At 72.2% G+C, this 14,949-nt stretch carries 11 protein-coding genes and 1 tRNA gene; 3 read left to right on the forward strand and 9 right to left on the reverse strand.

All coding sequences use genetic code 11. The features are described 5' to 3' along the window. Positions 1-45 precede the first annotated feature (45 nt). The 4 genes from AAG589_RS04505 to coaE form a co-directional block, all read right to left on the reverse strand. Positions 46-1,152 (reverse strand): TerC family protein, encoded by a 1,107-nt coding sequence (locus tag AAG589_RS04505; RefSeq protein WP_430566032.1) that lies wholly within the window; start codon positions 1,150-1,152, stop codon positions 46-48. Further along, the gene (locus AAG589_RS04510; protein WP_430566033.1) at positions 1,149-2,162 is read right to left on the reverse strand and encodes a TerC family protein; all 1,014 of its coding nucleotides are present in this window, start codon (positions 2,160-2,162) and stop codon (positions 1,149-1,151) included. Before AAG589_RS04510 ends, AAG589_RS04505 begins: the two co-directional genes overlap by 4 nt. Before the next feature lie 214 nt (positions 2,163-2,376). Beyond that, on the reverse strand, positions 2,377-4,491 hold the full coding sequence (gene uvrB / locus AAG589_RS04515) for an excinuclease ABC subunit UvrB (RefSeq protein ID WP_430566034.1): 2,115 nt from the start codon (positions 4,489-4,491) through the stop codon (positions 2,377-2,379). Between the two features lie 46 nt (positions 4,492-4,537). Next, positions 4,538-5,173: a dephospho-CoA kinase gene (gene coaE, locus AAG589_RS04520; protein ID WP_430566035.1), complete on the reverse strand. Its 636-nt coding sequence runs from the start codon at positions 5,171-5,173 to the stop codon at positions 4,538-4,540. A 96-nt stretch (positions 5,174-5,269) separates the two neighbouring features. Here coaE and AAG589_RS04525 point away from each other — a divergent pair, with 96 nt between their 5' ends. After that, complete coding sequence (locus tag AAG589_RS04525; protein WP_430566036.1) at positions 5,270-7,150, forward strand: ABC transporter ATP-binding protein; 1,881 nt, start codon at positions 5,270-5,272, stop codon at positions 7,148-7,150. Positions 7,151-7,261: 111 nt separating this feature from the next. Here AAG589_RS04525 and rpsA read toward each other — a convergent pair whose 3' ends face one another. Continuing rightward, positions 7,262-8,749, reverse strand: coding sequence for a 30S ribosomal protein S1 (rpsA, locus tag AAG589_RS04530; protein WP_430566037.1), 1,488 nt, complete (start codon positions 8,747-8,749; stop codon positions 7,262-7,264). A gap of 193 nt (positions 8,750-8,942) precedes the next feature. On the opposite strand from rpsA, the gene AAG589_RS04535 reads away from it, so the two are divergent. Then, entirely contained in the window at positions 8,943-9,764 is an 822-nt protein-coding gene (locus AAG589_RS04535; RefSeq protein WP_430566038.1) for a class I SAM-dependent methyltransferase, read from the forward strand. Between the two features lie 56 nt (positions 9,765-9,820). Here AAG589_RS04535 and polA read toward each other — a convergent pair whose 3' ends face one another. Beyond that, entirely contained in the window at positions 9,821-12,562 is a 2,742-nt protein-coding gene (polA, locus tag AAG589_RS04540) for a DNA polymerase I (RefSeq protein WP_430566039.1), read from the reverse strand. Between polA and AAG589_RS04545 the strand changes: the two genes are divergently transcribed. Beyond that, the gene (locus AAG589_RS04545) at positions 12,561-12,995 is read left to right on the forward strand and encodes a hotdog fold thioesterase (protein WP_430566040.1); all 435 of its coding nucleotides are present in this window, start codon (positions 12,561-12,563) and stop codon (positions 12,993-12,995) included. The genes polA and AAG589_RS04545 overlap by 2 nt on opposite strands. Before the next feature lie 55 nt (positions 12,996-13,050). Here the strand turns inward: AAG589_RS04545 and AAG589_RS04550 are convergent, their stop codons facing one another. The 3 genes from AAG589_RS04550 to AAG589_RS04560 all read right to left on the reverse strand — a co-directional run bounded on the left by AAG589_RS04550 (position 13,051) and on the right by AAG589_RS04560 (position 14,916). After that, positions 13,051-13,830, reverse strand: a complete 780-nt coding sequence (locus tag AAG589_RS04550; RefSeq protein WP_430566041.1) for a GNAT family N-acetyltransferase — start codon at positions 13,828-13,830, stop codon at positions 13,051-13,053. A gap of 223 nt (positions 13,831-14,053) precedes the next feature. Continuing rightward, entirely contained in the window at positions 14,054-14,680 is a 627-nt protein-coding gene (locus tag AAG589_RS04555) for an ANTAR domain-containing response regulator (protein WP_429729957.1), read from the reverse strand. A 159-nt stretch (positions 14,681-14,839) separates the two neighbouring features. Further along, a tRNA-Leu gene (locus tag AAG589_RS04560) sits at positions 14,840-14,916 on the reverse strand. Between the last annotated feature and the right edge of the window lie 33 nt (positions 14,917-14,949).

The following is a 14,949-nucleotide window of genomic DNA, read 5'->3' on the forward strand; positions in this document are numbered from 1 at the left end:
AAGGGCCCCGGACGCCTCTGCGCCCGGGGCCCTCGCTCGTCGGCGTCAGCGGCCCGAGCCGTCCCGGCCCGGGGTGGCCGACTCCGAGGCCGCGTCCTGCGTGGTGGGCTCGGCCGTCGTCGACGGCGTCGACGGCGTCGGCCCGGCCGCGGAGTCCGCCCCCTCCTGCGCGGCCACCGCGGCGGTGCGCCGGGTCTTCGCCAGGCTGGCGACCGTCGCGACGGCGATGGACCCGAGGATCACCGCCAGCGACAGCCAGATCGGGATCTCCGGCGCCCACGCGACGTGCTCGCCCCCGTTGATGAACGGGAGCGTGTTGGTGTGCAGGGCCTCGAGGATGAGCTTCACGCCGATGAAGCCGAGGATGACGGCCAGGGCGATCGGCAGGTACACGAGCCGCTCGAGCAGGCCGCCCAGCAGGAAGTAGAGCTGGCGCAGGCCCATCAGCGCGAAGATGTTCGCGGTGAACACGATGAACGGATCCTTCGTCAGGCCGAAGATCGCCGGGATCGAGTCGAGCGCGAACAGCAGGTCTGTCGAGCCGATCGCGACGAACACCACGAGCATCGGGGTGAACAGCTTCTTGCCGTCCACGACCGTGCGCACCTTCGCGCCGTCGTACTCCTTGCTCACCGGCAGCACGCGGCGCAGCAGCCTGATCGCGACGTTCTCCTTGAACTCCTCCTCGTCGTCGTCGCCCGCCACCAGCTTCACGGCCGTGTAGATGAGGAACGCCCCGAACAGGTAGAACACCCACACGAACTGCTCGAGGATCGCCGCCCCCGCGAGGATGAAGGCCCCGCGCAGCACCAGCGCGATGATGATGCCGACCATCAGCACCATCTGCTGGTGCTTCTTGGGCACGGCGAACCGCGACATGATGATGACGAAGACGAACAGGTTGTCCACGCTCAGGGAGTACTCCGTGAGCCAGCCGGCGTAGAACTCACCGGCGGGAGCGACGCCGCCCACCGCAAGCATGATCAACCCGAACACGAGCGCCAGAGCCACGTAGAACGCGACCCACAGGCCGCTCTCCTTCATGCTCGGCACGTGCGGGCGTCGGCCCACGATGGCGAGGTCGACGGCGAGCAGGACGATCAGCGCCGCGAGCGACGCCCACTCGAACCAGACCGGCAGCTCGTGGATCATGCATCTCCTTCGGAGGACGATGTCGCGCCCGCAGCGACCCGTCGGTCACGGCGGTCCTTGGCCAGGGAGGCGACGGTCGTGACGGCGAGCACCACCACGATGAACGACAGGGACAGGCTGGTCGGGATCTCGGGGATCGCCTCGATGTGCTGCCCGCCGTTGATGAACGGGAGCTCGTTCGTGTGCAGGGCGTGGATCACGAGCTTGATGCCGATGAAGCCGAGGATCGCGGCAAGACCGTAGTTGAGGTACACGAGACGGTCCAGCAGCCCGTCGACCAGGAAGTAGAGCTGGCGCAGGCCCAGCAGCGAGAACGCGTTGGCCGCGAAGACGAGGTACGTCTCCTGGGTCAGCCCGAAGATCGCGGGGATCGAGTCGACGGCGAAGAGCAGGTCGGCGCTGCCGATGGCCACCATGACGATGAGCATCGGCGTGATGTACCGCTTGCCGTCGATCTTCGTCGTCATCTTGTCGCCGACGTAGGTGTCGGTCGTGGGGAAGATCCGGCGCGTCAGGCGCAGCACGCCGTTCTCGTTCCACTCCTCGTCGTGCCCCGTGCCCGAGCGGGCCTGGGCGATCGCCGTCCAGATGAGGAACGCGCCGAAGACGTAGAACACCCAGGCGAAGTTCGCGATGATCGCGGCGCCCGCGACGATGAACACCGTGCGCAGCACCAGCGCGATCGTGATGCCGATGAGGAGCACGCGCTGCTGGAACTCCCGCGGCACCCGGAAGCTCGTCATGATCAGGACGAAGACGAACAGGTTGTCGACGCTGAGCGACTTCTCGGTGATGTAGCCGGCGAAGTACTCGCCGCCGTACGTCCCGCCCCACACGATCCACACGATCACGCCGAACACGACCGCGACCGCGACGTACGCCAGCGACCACATGGCCGACTCGCGCAGCGTGGGGGCGTGCGGGGTGCGCACGTGGCCGACGTAGTCGACCGCGAGCATGACGAGGATCACGCCGACGGTGACGACCCAGACCCAGACGGGCACATCCATGGAAACTCCTCCGGTACGTAGCACTGAGCACCGGAGGTCTTCCCCACCCGGAGCTGCTACGAGCCTGGCGTCCGGGCCGACGAGGCCGGACCGGCATCTGTGCCGGACGTGATGACGACCTCACCGTGGGCGGGGTACTCCCCTCCAACTCGGACACCCTACATGAGACCCCAGACCCGCCGACCGCGCATGTCGCGACGGGTCGCGCACCCGCTCAGGCCGTCGCGGCCTGCATCTGCCGCAGCTCCTTCTTCAGCCCGCCGATCTCGTCGCGCAGGCGCGCCGCGACCTCGAACTGCAGCTCGGCCGCTGCGGCGTGCATCTGGTCGCTGAGCTCCTGGATGAGCTCCGCGAGCTCGCCGGCGGCGGCGCCGGCGAGCCGGTTGCCGGTGGTGGCTCCCTCCTTCGGCGACCCTGGCACGGGCGCGCGGCCCTTGCCCTGCGCAGACGACGGGGCCTTGCGGTACCCGCCGGACAACAGCTCCTGCGTGTCGATGTCCTCGCGGGCGAGCATGTCGGTGACGTCGGCGATCTTCTTGCGCAGCGGCTGGGGGTCGATCCCGTGCTCGGTGTTGTACGCCACCTGCTTCGCGCGTCGGCGGTCGGTCTCGTCGAGCGCGTACCGCATGGCCGGGGTGATCTTGTCCGCGTACATGTGCACCTGGCCGGTGACGTTGCGCGCCGCGCGCCCGATCGTCTGGATGAGCGACCGCTCGGAGCGCAGGAAGCCCTCCTTGTCGGCGTCGAGGATCGCCACGAGCGAGACCTCGGGCAGGTCCAGGCCCTCGCGCAGCAGGTTGATGCCCACCAGCACGTCGTACTCCCCCAGCCGCAGCTCGCGCAGCAGCTCCACGCGGCGCAGGGTGTCGACCTCCGAGTGCAGGTACCGCACCCGCACGTCCTTCTCGAGGAAGTAGTCCGTGAGGTCCTCGGCCATCTTCTTGGTGAGGGTCGTGACGAGCACGCGTTCGTCCTTCTCGACGCGCTCGCGGATCTCGTGCAGCAGGTCGTCGATCTGGCCGGTGGTCGGCTTGACGATCACCTGCGGGTCCACCAGGCCGGTGGGCCGGATGACCTGCTCCACCACGCCGTCGGACATGGACAGCTCGTAGTCGCCCGGCGTGGCGGACAGGTAGACCGTCTGCCCGATCCGCTCGACGAACTCCTCCCACCGCAGCGGCCGGTTGTCCATGGCGCTCGGCAGGCGGAACCCGTGCTCGACGAGGGACCGCTTGCGGGACATGTCGCCCTCGAACATCGCGCCGATCTGGGGCACGGTCTGGTGCGACTCGTCGATGACGAGCAGGAAGTCCTCGGGGAAGTAGTCGAGCAGGGTGTTCGGGGGCGAGCCCTGCTCGCGGCCGTCGATGTGCCGCGAGTAGTTCTCGATGCCGCTGCACGTGCCGATCTGGCGCATCATCTCGATGTCGTACGTGGTGCGCATGCGCAGCCGCTGGGCCTCCAGCAGCTTGTTCTGCCGCTCGAGGTCCGCCAGCCGGTCCGCGAGCTCGGCCTCGATGCCGCCGATCGCCCGCTCCATCCGCTCCGGCCCCGCGACGTAGTGCGTGGCCGGGAAGAGGTAGACGCTCTGCTCGTTGCGGATCACCTCACCCGTCAGCGGGTGCAGCGTCTGGATCGACTCGATCTCGTCGCCGAACATCTCGATGCGCACGGCGAGCTCCTCGTACACGGGGATGATCTCCACCGTGTCGCCGCGCACCCGGAACGTCCCGCGCGTGAACGCCACGTCGTTGCGCGTGTACTGCATCTGCACGAAGCGACGCAGCATGTCGTCGCGGTCGACCACGTCCCCGACGTCGAGCCGCACCATCCGGTCCACGTACTCCTGCGGGGTGCCCAGGCCGTAGATGCACGACACCGACGCCACGACGACGACGTCGCGCCGGGTCAGCAGGGACGACGTCGCGGAGTGCCGCAGGCGCTCCACCTCGTCGTTGATCGACGAGTCCTTCTCGATGTAGGTGTCCGTCTGCGCGATGTACGCCTCGGGCTGGTAGTAGTCGTAGTACGAGACGAAGTACTCGACGGCGTTGTTCGGCAGCAGCTCGCGGAACTCCGTGGCCAGCTGCGCCGCCAGCGTCTTGTTGGGGGCCATGACGAGCGTCGGGCGCTGCAGCTTCTCGATGAGCCACGCCGTCGTCGCGCTCTTGCCGGTGCCGGTCGCGCCGAGCAGCACGACGTCCTTCTCCCCCGCCTGCACGCGGGACGTGAGGTCCGCGATGGCGGTGGGCTGGTCTCCGGAGGGCTCGTACTCGGACACCACCTCGAAGGGGGCCACCGCACGCTGCAGGTCGGTCACGGGTCGCATGGCACCACGGTACGTCGGGCCCCCGACACCCCGACCGACGTCCGCCTCAGAGGCGCGCGCTGTCGCCCTCGGACTCCTGGTCCACCTCCGCGCACAGCCGGCGCCACAGCGCGTCGACCTGGGTGCGGAGCCCCTCCTCCGTGCCCGTGCCGTCCAGCACCACGTCCGCGACGGCGGTCCGCTCCTCGTCCGTGGCCTGCGCCGCGACCCGCGCCCTCGCCGCCCCCTCCTCGAGGCCGCGCCCGCCGACGAGCCGCGCGACCCGCTGCTCCGCCGGGGCGTCCACGACGACGAGCAGGTGGAACCGGTCGGCCTGGCCGGTCTCCACCAGCAGCGGGATGTCGTGGACCACGACGGCCCGGTCGTCCGACGCGCCGGCGAGGGCCTCCCGCTCGGCGGCGATGCGCCGGATCTCCGGGTGCAGGATCCCCTCGAGGCGCTCCCGCGCGGCGGCGTCGTCGAACACCAGGCGCCCGAGCGACGGCCGGTCGAGGGAGCCGTCGTCCGCGAGCACGCCGTCGCCGAACGCCGCGACGACCTCCTCTAGCCCCACCGTGCCGGGCGCCACCACCTCGCGGGCGAGGACGTCGTGGTCGATCACCACGGCGCCCAACTCGGCGAGCCGACGCGCGACGACGGACTTGCCTGCGGCGATGCCGCCCGTGAGGCCGATGCGAAGCATGGGCCCATCCTGCCCCCGGCGTAGGCTTCCCGCCATGAGCGCCCAGCGGCACCGGGCCGGGGCGTGCCGGGAGGTGGCATGGCGGGCGGACCGATGATGCGTTCGTACCTGAACGACGCGACGGTGAAGGACCGCCGGCTGGCGGGCTCGACGCTGCGTCGCATCCTCGGCTTCGCCCGGCCGTACCGGGGTCAGCTCGCGGCGTTCGTCGGCCTGCTGATGCTCAGCGCGGCCGCGGGCGCCGTGACGCCGCTGCTGTTCCGGCGCCTCATCGACGACGGCATCGCGACCGGCGACCGCCGCCTCGTCCTGGCCCTCGCGGCGGCCGCAGCGGGCATCGCGCTCGTCTCCGCGGCCCTCGCGGTGGCGGAACGGTGGCTGTCCTCGAGGGTGGGCGAGGGGCTGATCCTCGACCTGCGCACCGCGGTGTTCGACCACGTCCAGCGGATGCCGCTCGCCTTCTTCGCGCGGGCACGCACGGGCGCCCTGGTGCAGCGGCTCAACGGCGACGTGCTCGGGGCGCAGCAGGCGTTCACCTCCACGCTGCAGACCGTCGTCTCCAACGGGCTGACGATCGTGTTCACCCTCGCCGCGATGGTCGCGATGTCGTGGCAGCTCACCCTGGTCTCCGTGGTGCTCGTCCCCGCGTTCGTCTTCCCCGCCCGGTGGTTCGGGCGGCGCCTCGCCGCGCTGGCGCGCACCGGGTACGACCTCAACGCCGACGCCGGGCAGATGATGAACGAGCGGTTCAACGTGGCCGGCGCCCACCTCGTCAAGGTGTTCGGCGACCCGGAGGCGGAGAGCGCCCGGTACGCGGCGCAGGTGGGCCGGCTGCGGGACCTCGGCGTCCGGACGGCGCTCCTCGGCACCTGGTTCCGCGTCGGGCTGACGACGCTCGCGTCCCTCGCGATCGCCGTCGTCTACGGGCTGGGCGGGGTGCAGGCCATCTCCGGCTCGCTCACGGTCGGCACCGTCGTCGCGCTCACGGCCTACCTCGGGCGCCTCTACGGTCCGCTCACCGCGATGTCGAACGTGCAGGTCGACGTGATGACCGCCCTCGTCAGCTTCGAGCGGGTGCTCGAGGTCCTCGACCTCCAGCCGGCCCTCGCGGAGAAGCCCGGCGCCGCCGACCTGCGCACGGCCGTGGCCGCGCGCGGCGCGTCGCTCGAGCTCGACCACGTGACCTTCCGCTACCCGCGGGCGGACGAGGTCTCCCTCGCCTCCCTCGAGTCGGTCGCGACGCTGCGCTCCGACCCCACCGAGGACACGCTGCGCGACGTGTCCTTCTCCGTGCCCGCCGGGGCGATGGTCGCGCTCGTGGGGCCCTCCGGCGCCGGCAAGACCACCGTCTCCCAGCTGGTCTCGCGCCTGTACGACCCGACGGCGGGCGCCGTCCGGATCGCCGGCCAGGACCTCCGCGACGTCACGGCGGCGTCCCTGCGCGGCACCGTCGGCGTGGTCTCCCAGGAGGCGCACCTCTTCCACGACACCGTCGCCGCGAACCTCCGCTTCGCCCGCCCCGACGCGTCGGACGAGGACCTCGAGCGTGCCCTGCGCCAGGCGCGCATCTGGGACCTGGTGGCCCGGCTCCCCGAGGGCGTCGACACCGTGGTCGGCGACCGTGGCTACCGCCTCTCCGGAGGCGAGCGGCAGCGGCTCGCGATCGCCCGGCTGCTGCTCAAGGCGCCCGACGTCGTGGTCCTCGACGAGGCCACGGCCCACCTGGACTCGGAGTCGGAGGCTGCCGTCCAGGCCGCCCTCGACCAGGCGCTGGCCGGGCGCACGTCGCTCGTCATCGCGCACCGGCTGTCGACGGTCCGCGCCGCGGACGCGATCGTCGTGCTGGCCGAGGGTCGCGTGGTGGAGACCGGCACGCACGCCGAGCTGCTCGCCGCCGGCGGCCTGTACGCCGAGCTCTACGCGACGCAGTTCGCCGACGCCGGGACGACGCCGGGCGAGCGGCCGGCGGCCCGGTAGCCGGTCTCCTCGCGCTCCCCCACGCACGACGGCGGCCCGCCACCCCGAGGGGTGGCGGGCCGCCGTGGGCTGCTGCCGGGTCGCGCACGACCCGGCGGCGTCAGTCGCCGATCAGTTGCCCGTGAGCTTCTCGCGGAGTGCGGCGAGCGCCTCGTCCGAGGCGAGCGTGCCCCCGGCCTCCTGCGCCGGGGGTGCCGACGAGTAGGACGAGGAGGACGAGCTGCTGGAGCTGCTGCCACCGGGGACCGCGTCGTTCACGGCCGCGTCGGCGTCCGCCGCGATGGCCGCACGGACCTGCTCGCGGTGCGACTCCCAGCGCGCGTGCGCCTTGGCGTACTCCGCCTCCCAGGCCTCGCGCTGCGTCTCGAAGCCCTCGAGCCACTCGTTGGTCTCCGGGTCGAAGCCCTCGGGGTACTTGTACTCGCCGTTCTCGTCGTACTCGGCGGCCATGCCGTAGAGCGCGGGGTCGAAGTCCTCGGACTCCGGGTCCATGCCCTCGTTGGCCTGCTTGAGCGACAGCGAGATGCGGCGACGCTCGAGGTCGATGTCGATGACCTTGACGAACACCTCGGCACCGACGCTGACGACCTGCTCGGGCAGCTCGACGTGGCGCACGGCCAGCTCGGAGATGTGCACCAGGCCCTCGATGCCGTCCTCGACGCGGACGAACGCACCGAACGGCACGAGCTTCGTGACCTTGCCGGGCACGACCTGGCCGATGGCGTGCGTGCGGGCGAAGGTCTGCCACGGGTCCTCCTGCGTCGCCTTCAGCGACAGGGAGACGCGCTCGCGGTCGTGGTCGACGTCGAGCACCTCGACGGTGACCTCCTGGCCCACCTCGACGACCTCGGACGGGTGGTCGATGTGCTTCCAGGACAGCTCCGAGACGTGCACCAGACCGTCGACGCCGCCGAGGTCCACGAACGCACCGAAGTTGACGATCGAGGAGACGACACCGGGGCGCACCTGGCCCTTCTGCAGCGTCTGCAGGAAGGTGGAGCGGACCTCGGACTGCGTCTGCTCGAGCCAGGCACGGCGCGACAGGACCACGTTGTTGCGGTTCTTGTCGAGCTCGATGATCTTGGCCTCGATCTCCTTGCCGACGTACGGCGCGAGGTCGCGGACGCGACGCATCTCCACGAGGGAGGCGGGGAGGAAGCCGCGAAGACCGATGTCGAGGATGAGGCCGCCCTTGACGACCTCGATGACGGTGCCGGTGACGACGCCGTCCTCCTCCTTGATCTTCTCGATCGTGCCCCAGGCGCGCTCGTACTGGGCGCGCTTCTTGGACAGGATCAGGCGACCCTCCTTGTCCTCCTTCTGGAGGACGAGAGCCTCGACGGCGTCGCCCACGGCGACGACCTCGCCCGGGTCCACGTCGTGCTTGATGGAGAGCTCCCGGGACGGGATCACGCCCTCCGTCTTGTAACCGATGTCGAGGAGGACCTCGTCGCGGTCGACCTTGACGATCGTGCCTTCCACGATGTCACCATCGTTGAAGTACTTGATGGTGGCGTCGACGGCGGCAAGGAAGTCCTCTTCGGTGCCGATGTCGTTGACGGCAACCTGCGGGGCGGACTTCGTGGTGGAGATGGTCATTGAGTAGATGCTCCGATGCGGACAGGACGTAGTGCGGACAGGGTCTGCGGTGCGAGCTCCCGGGCATCGACACGGGGATCGATCCGCACGACGGCGGATCCACTCCAGGACGTCCTCAGGCGCACTGCACCGCCGACAATCCTATCGACGGTGCGGCGAGGGGTCAACGCGGCCCCCGTGCCACGATGGCCGGGTGAGCCACCATCCTCCCGCGCCCCGGCCCGTCACGCACGCGGGGTACGACGACGTCCCCGACGACGCGGGCAACGCGGCCGCCCGCGGGTGGTGGGACGAGAACGCCGACGAGTACCTCGCCGAGCACGGCGCGTTCCTGGGCGACGCGGGCTTCCGCTGGGGCCCGGAGGGGCTCACCGAGGCCGAGGCCGGCCTGCTGGGCGAGGTCGACGGCGCGCGGGTGGTCGAGGTCGGCGCCGGCGCGGCCCACTGCTCGCGCTGGCTGGTCGGACGCGGGGCCCGCGTCCTGGCGACCGACGTGTCGGCGCGCATGCTGGCCGGCGCGGCGCGGCTCAACGCCGCCTCCGGCGTCGCCGTCCCTCTGGTCCAGGCCGACGCCCGAGCCCTCCCGCTCGCGTCGGCCGGCGCGGACGTCGTGTTCACCTCGTACGGGGCGATCCCGTTCGTGGCGGACGCGGCGCGGGTGCACGCCGAGGCCGCGCGCGTGCTCCGGCCCGGCGGCCGGTGGGTGTTCTCCGTGACGCACCCCGTGCGCTGGGCGTTCCCCGACGACCCGAGCGCCCGCGGGCTCACCGTGCACCGGTCCTACTTCGACCGCCGCCCGTACGTCGAGACCGACGACCTCGGCGAGGTGCGCTACGCCGAGTACCACCGCACCGTCGGCGACCACGTGCGCGACGTCGCCGCGGCCGGCCTCCGGCTGCGCGACGTCGTCGAGCCCGAGTGGCCGGGCTGGAACACCGCGACCTGGGGCGGCTGGAGCCCGGAGCGCGGCGCCGTGCTGCCCGGCACCGCCGTCTTCGTCGCGACCAAGGACTGACCTGCGGGCCGCCCCGCTCAGGCGGGACCTGACCCGCCCGCCGCCTCGTCCCGCCGTCAGTGCCCGGCGTCGTGCCAGGTCGGCCCCGCGCCGACGGACACGTCCAGCGGCACGTCCAGCTCCACCGCGGAGCCCATCTGCGAGCGCAGCACGTCCTCCGCGGCCGCGCGCTCCCCCGGCGCCACCTCCACGACGAGCTCGTCGTGCACCTGCAGCAGCAGCCGCGACGCGAGCCCGCGCTCGTCCAGCTCGCGCTGCACGCCGAGCATCGCCACCTTGATGATGTCGGCGGCGCTGCCCTGGATCGGCGCGTTGAGCGCCATCCGCTCGGCCATCTGCCGCCGCTGGCGGTTGTCGCTCGTGAGGTCGGGCAGGTAGCGCCGCCGCCCCAGGATCGTCGCGGTGTACCCCGTGGCCCGCGCCTCCTCGACGACTCCGGTGAGGTAGTCGCGCACCCCGCCGAACCGGGTGAAGTAGTCGTCCATCAGCGACTGCGCCTCGCCGGTCGGGATGGTGAGCTGCTGCGACAGACCGAAGGCGCTCAGCCCGTACGCCAGGCCGTAGCTCATCGCCTTGATCTTCGAACGCATCTCGGGCGTGACGTCCTCGGGGGCCACCTCGAACACCCGGGAGCCCACGTACCGGTGCAGGTCCTCCCCCGAGCGGAAGGCCTCGATCAGGCCCTCGTCGCCGGACAGGTGCGCCATGATGCGCATCTCGATCTGGCTGTAGTCGGCGGTGAGCAGCGTCTCGTAGCCCTCGCCGACCCGGAAGGCGCGGCGGATGCGCCGCCCCTCCTCGGTGCGGATCGGGATGTTCTGCAGGTTCGGGTCCGTGGAGCTCAGCCGGCCCGTGGCCGCGATCGTCTGCTGGAACGTGGTGTGGATCCGGCCGTCGGGCGCCACGGACTTCAGCAGCCCCTCGACCGTCGAGCGCAGCCGCGTGGCGTCGCGGTGCGCCAGCAGGTGCTCGAGGAACGGGTGCTCCGTCTTGACGTAGAGGTCCTGCAGCGACGCGGCGTCGGTGGTGTAGCCCGTCTTGATCTTCTTCGTCTTGGGCATGCCGAGCTGGTCGAACAGCACCTCCTGCAGCTGCTTCGGGCTGCCGAGGTTCACCCTACGACCGATCACGTCGTACGCGTCCGCCGCGGCGTCCGCCACCATCGACGCGAACTGGCGCTCGAGCTCCGTGAGGTACTCGACGTCCGCGGCGATGCCCGTGGCCTCCATCCGCCCCAGCACGACCGTCAGCGGGAGCTCGAGGTCGGTCAGCAACCCCGCGGCGCCCCGGTCCTCGAGCTGCCCGGACAGCGCGTCGGCCAGGTCGACCACGGCCGCCGCCCGCACGGCCGCCTGCCGCGCCCGCGGGTCCTCGTCCCCCGCGTCGAGCGCGAGGTCGAGGGCGCCCTGGCCCGCGGCGTCGGGCGCCTCGCCCGCGGACAGCTCCCGGCCGAGCAGGCGCACGGTCAGGTCCGCGAGGTCGTAACCCCGCTGGTCGGGGTAGCAGAGGTACGCCGCGAGCTGGGTGTCGAAGGTCACGCCCCGCAGGTCGAGGCCGCGGCCCGCGAGCTCGTGCCAGGCCGCCTTGGCCCCGTGCACGACCTTCGGCGCCGCCGGGTCGGCGAGCCACGTCGCGAGCGCGCGCTCGTCCTCGGGCGTCACGTCGGCGAGGTCGACGACCGCCGCGGCGTTCTCGCCGTCGTGGGCGTCGGCGAGCGCGACCTCCCACGCGTCCCCGGCCCCCGGCGTCGGCGTCCCGGTGACCTCGAGCCCGAGGGCGCGGCCGGAACGCGCGGCCAGCCAGGCACCCAGCCCGCCCGGCTCGAGCGCCGCGAGCGCGACCTGCACGCCCGCCACCTCCGCCGCCTCGGCGGGCTCCGCGGACGGGTCCGCGGCGAGCAGGCGGTCGCGCAGCGCGCCGAACTGCAGGGTGTCCGACACGCGGTGCACGGCCTCCCGGTCGAAGCCGGCGAGGCTCAGCTGGTCCACGGTCAGCGGCAGCTCCACCTGGTCGAGCAGCCGGTTGAGCTCGCGGTTGAGGCGCACCTGCTCGACGACCTCCCGCAGGTTCCCCGCCGCCTTGCCCTTCAGCTCGTCGACGCTCTCGAGCAGCGGCTCGAGGCCGCCGTAGGTCGTGACCCACTTGGCCGCCGTCTTGGGGCCGACCCCCGGCACGCCCGGCAGGTTGTCGCTCGACTCGCCCACGAGCGCCGCGAGGTCCGGGTACTGCTCCGGGGGGACGCCGTACTTCTCGGCGACGGCCGCCGGGGTCATGCGCGCCAGCTCCGACACGCCACGCTTCGGGTACAGCACGGTGACCTCGTCCGTGACGAGCTGCAGCGAGTCGCGGTCGCCGGAGCAGACCAGGACGTCGAAGCCCGCCTCGCGGCCCTCGCGCGCGAGCGTGGCCAGGATGTCGTCCGCCTCGATGCCCTCGCGCTGCAGCGCGGGGATGCGCAGCGCCTCGAGCACCTCCTTGATGAGCGGGACCTGGCCGCGGAACACCTCGGGCGTCGCGTCGCGGTTGCCCTTGTACTCGGGGAACCGCTCGGTGCGGAACGTCACCCGGCCGGCGTCGAACGCGACGGCCGCGTGCGTCGGCTGCTCGTCGCGCAGCAGGTTGGTCAGCATCGAGGTGAAGCCGTAGACGGCGTTCGTCACCTGGCCGCTCGAGGTCACGAGCGTGTCCGGCAGCGCGAAGAACGCGCGGTACGCCATGGAGTGGCCGTCGATCAGCAGGAGGCGTGGGCGGGTCCCGGTTCGCGCGGAGGTCGTCACGGGTGCCAACCTATCGCCCATGACCGACACCTCCACCGGCACGTCCGGGTTCCCCAGCACGCTGGACCAGTGGAAGGCCGCCGGCCGCGGCACCCTCATCGAGCGCCTCGGCATCGAGCTCACCGGCGTCGCCGCCGACCTCACCACGGGCACCATGCCGGTGGCCGGCAACACGCAGCCCGCGGGCCTGCTGCACGGCGGCGCGACGGCGTCGCTCGCGGAGACGCTCGCCTCGGTCGCCGCCCAGCAGCACGCGGGACCCGGGCGCGCCGCGGTCGGGCTGGAGCTCAACGCGACCCACCACCGCGGCGTGCGGTCGGGGACGGTGCACGGCGAGGCCCGGGCGCTGCACCTGGGGCGGTCGACGGCCGCCTACGAGATCGTCGTCACCGACGACGCGGACCGCCGCGTCTGCACGGCGCGGCTGACCTGCATGATCCTCGACGCCCGCTGAGCCGGGTGCGGTCGCCGGGACGGCGCCGCACCCCCGGCCCGCTCAGGACGGGTGCTCAGGACGGGACGGACTCGCTGGCCGCGTCGCGACGCGGCAGGGTGCCCAGCGACGTGACCGCGCCCGTGCCGTCGGCGACGTCGTCGACGGGCTCGACCCGGTCGGCCGCCCGGTCGGCGGCCACGCGCAGCGCGGCGTCGCGCTCGGCCTGGAAGGCGCGCAGGTCGACCGGCCCGGTGGGCAGGCCCGCGGCGCGAGCCCGGCGACGGCGGGCGACGAGGTCCTCGATCGCGGCCCGGGTCGCCTCCCGGCGCCCCGCACGCGCCACCGTGCGCGACGCACGCGGGTTCTCCTGCACCAGCCGGCGCTGCAGCGTGGCCGTGGCCACCACCCGGTGCCCCGACGTGGGGGCGAAGCCGAGACGGGCGAGGAAGCGGTGCATGCCGCGGGCTCCCGGGGCGGGCGCGCAGTAGACGTTCTCGGCGCCCCGCTCCCCCGCGACGGCGGCTGCCGCCGCCAGCAGCGCGTGGCCGACACCGCGGCGTCGGGCGGACGGGCTGACGAACACGGCGTCGACGTACAGGCTCGTCGTGGTGGCGAACAGCATCGGGTCGATGACGCGCAGCACCGCGAACCCGCACGTCCGGCCCTCGTGGGTCGCGACGAGCACCTGCCCGCCCGCACCCACCAGGACGCTCAGGTGCTCCAGGAGGCGCGAGGCGTCCGCCGGGGTCCCCTGCACGGACGTCGGCGACTCCTCGACGGCGCGCTCCGCCAGGTGCGCGACGTCGACCATGTCGTCCTGCTCGGCCGGACGGACCTCGACCGCTGCACGCATCGGCACCTCCTCGACGAAAGACCGCCCCGTCCCGGCGCGGTGGGAGCCTTCCCACCCGTCCGCACGGGACCGCCCGGCAGATCCGGGTCACGGTCGTTGAAGCATGAATATCACAGATCGGTTACGACACCCCAGGCGACGATAGCGACCTCGCCGTCGTCGCACAACGGGCGGTGGCCCGGCCGCAGGAGTCCTCCTGCGACCGGGCCACCGGTGGTGCGGATCAGGCTCCGCCGACCTGCTCGATGACGGCGTCCGCGACCTCGCGCATCGTGAGGCGGCGGTCCATCGACGTCTTCTGGATCCAGCGGAAGGACTCCGGCTCGCTCAGGCCCATCTTGGTCATGAGCAGGCCCTTCGCGCGGTCCACCCGCTTGCGGGTCTCGAACCGCTCGGTGAGGTCGGCGACCTCGGCCTCGAGCGCCCCGATCTGCTGGTAGCGGGAGATCGCGATCTCCACCGCCGGCAGCAGGTCCGCCGGCGTGAACGGCTTCACCACGTAGGCCATCGCACCGGCATCGCGCGCCCGCTCGACGAGCTCCGTCTGGGAGAACGCGGTGAGGAGGACGACGGGGGCGGCGTGCGCCTTGCCGATCCGCTCGGCCGCCGAGATGCCGTCGAGCTCGGGCATCTTGACGTCCATCACCACGACGTCGGGCTTCAGCTCGGTCGCGAGCCGCACGGCGGTCTCGCCGTCGCCGGCCTCGCCGACGACGTCGAAGCCCGCCTCGCGGAGCGTCTCGACGACGTCCATCCGGATGAGGGCCTCGTCCTCGACGACGACCGCGCGACGCGCGGGTCGCTCGGGCGTCTTCGGGGCCTCGGGCTCCTGGTCGATCAGGGGCGGCAGGTCGAGCGGCACCGTCGCCTCGGGCTTCGCGTCGTTGGTCTCGTCGGTCACCCGTCCATCCTAGTGGCCGTGAGGGGGCGCCGCGTCCCGTGCCCGGTGTGACGCGTGCGACGGATGTCGCCTGCGGTCCGCCGTCGGAGGTGTCCCGCGACGTGCGGGTGGTGCCCCGGGTGGGATTCGAACCCACACTGGATCGGGTTTGAGCCGATTGCCTCTGCCGGTTGGGCTACCGGGGCGCGCGGTACATCGAACCACACGCGCAGGTCAGG

Origin of the sequence: Isoptericola sp. F-RaC21 (genome assembly GCF_038593535.1) — a bacterium.
Classification (GTDB): Bacteria; Actinomycetota; Actinomycetes; order Actinomycetales; family Cellulomonadaceae; genus Isoptericola.

Bases quoted from the DNA above. Each gene is read 5' to 3' on its own strand.
- AAG589_RS04545 (WP_430566040.1), top strand. From the start codon at position 12,561: ATGACCGACACCTCCACCGGCACGTCCGGGTTCCCCAGCACGCTGGAC.
- uvrB (WP_430566034.1), bottom strand. From the start codon at position 4,491: ATGCGACCCGTGACCGACCTGCAGCGTGCGGTGGCCCCCTTCGAGGTG.
- AAG589_RS04525 (WP_430566036.1), top strand. From the start codon at position 5,270: ATGCGTTCGTACCTGAACGACGCGACGGTGAAGGACCGCCGGCTGGCG.
- polA (WP_430566039.1), bottom strand. From the start codon at position 12,562: ATGGGCGATAGGTTGGCACCCGTGACGACCTCCGCGCGAACCGGGACC.
- rpsA (WP_430566037.1), bottom strand. From the start codon at position 8,749: ATGACCATCTCCACCACGAAGTCCGCCCCGCAGGTTGCCGTCAACGAC.
- AAG589_RS04510 (WP_430566033.1), bottom strand. From the start codon at position 2,162: ATGGATGTGCCCGTCTGGGTCTGGGTCGTCACCGTCGGCGTGATCCTC.
- coaE (WP_430566035.1), bottom strand. From the start codon at position 5,173: ATGCTTCGCATCGGCCTCACGGGCGGCATCGCCGCAGGCAAGTCCGTC.
- AAG589_RS04550 (WP_430566041.1), bottom strand. From the start codon at position 13,830: ATGCGTGCAGCGGTCGAGGTCCGTCCGGCCGAGCAGGACGACATGGTC.
- AAG589_RS04505 (WP_430566032.1), bottom strand. From the start codon at position 1,152: ATGATCCACGAGCTGCCGGTCTGGTTCGAGTGGGCGTCGCTCGCGGCG.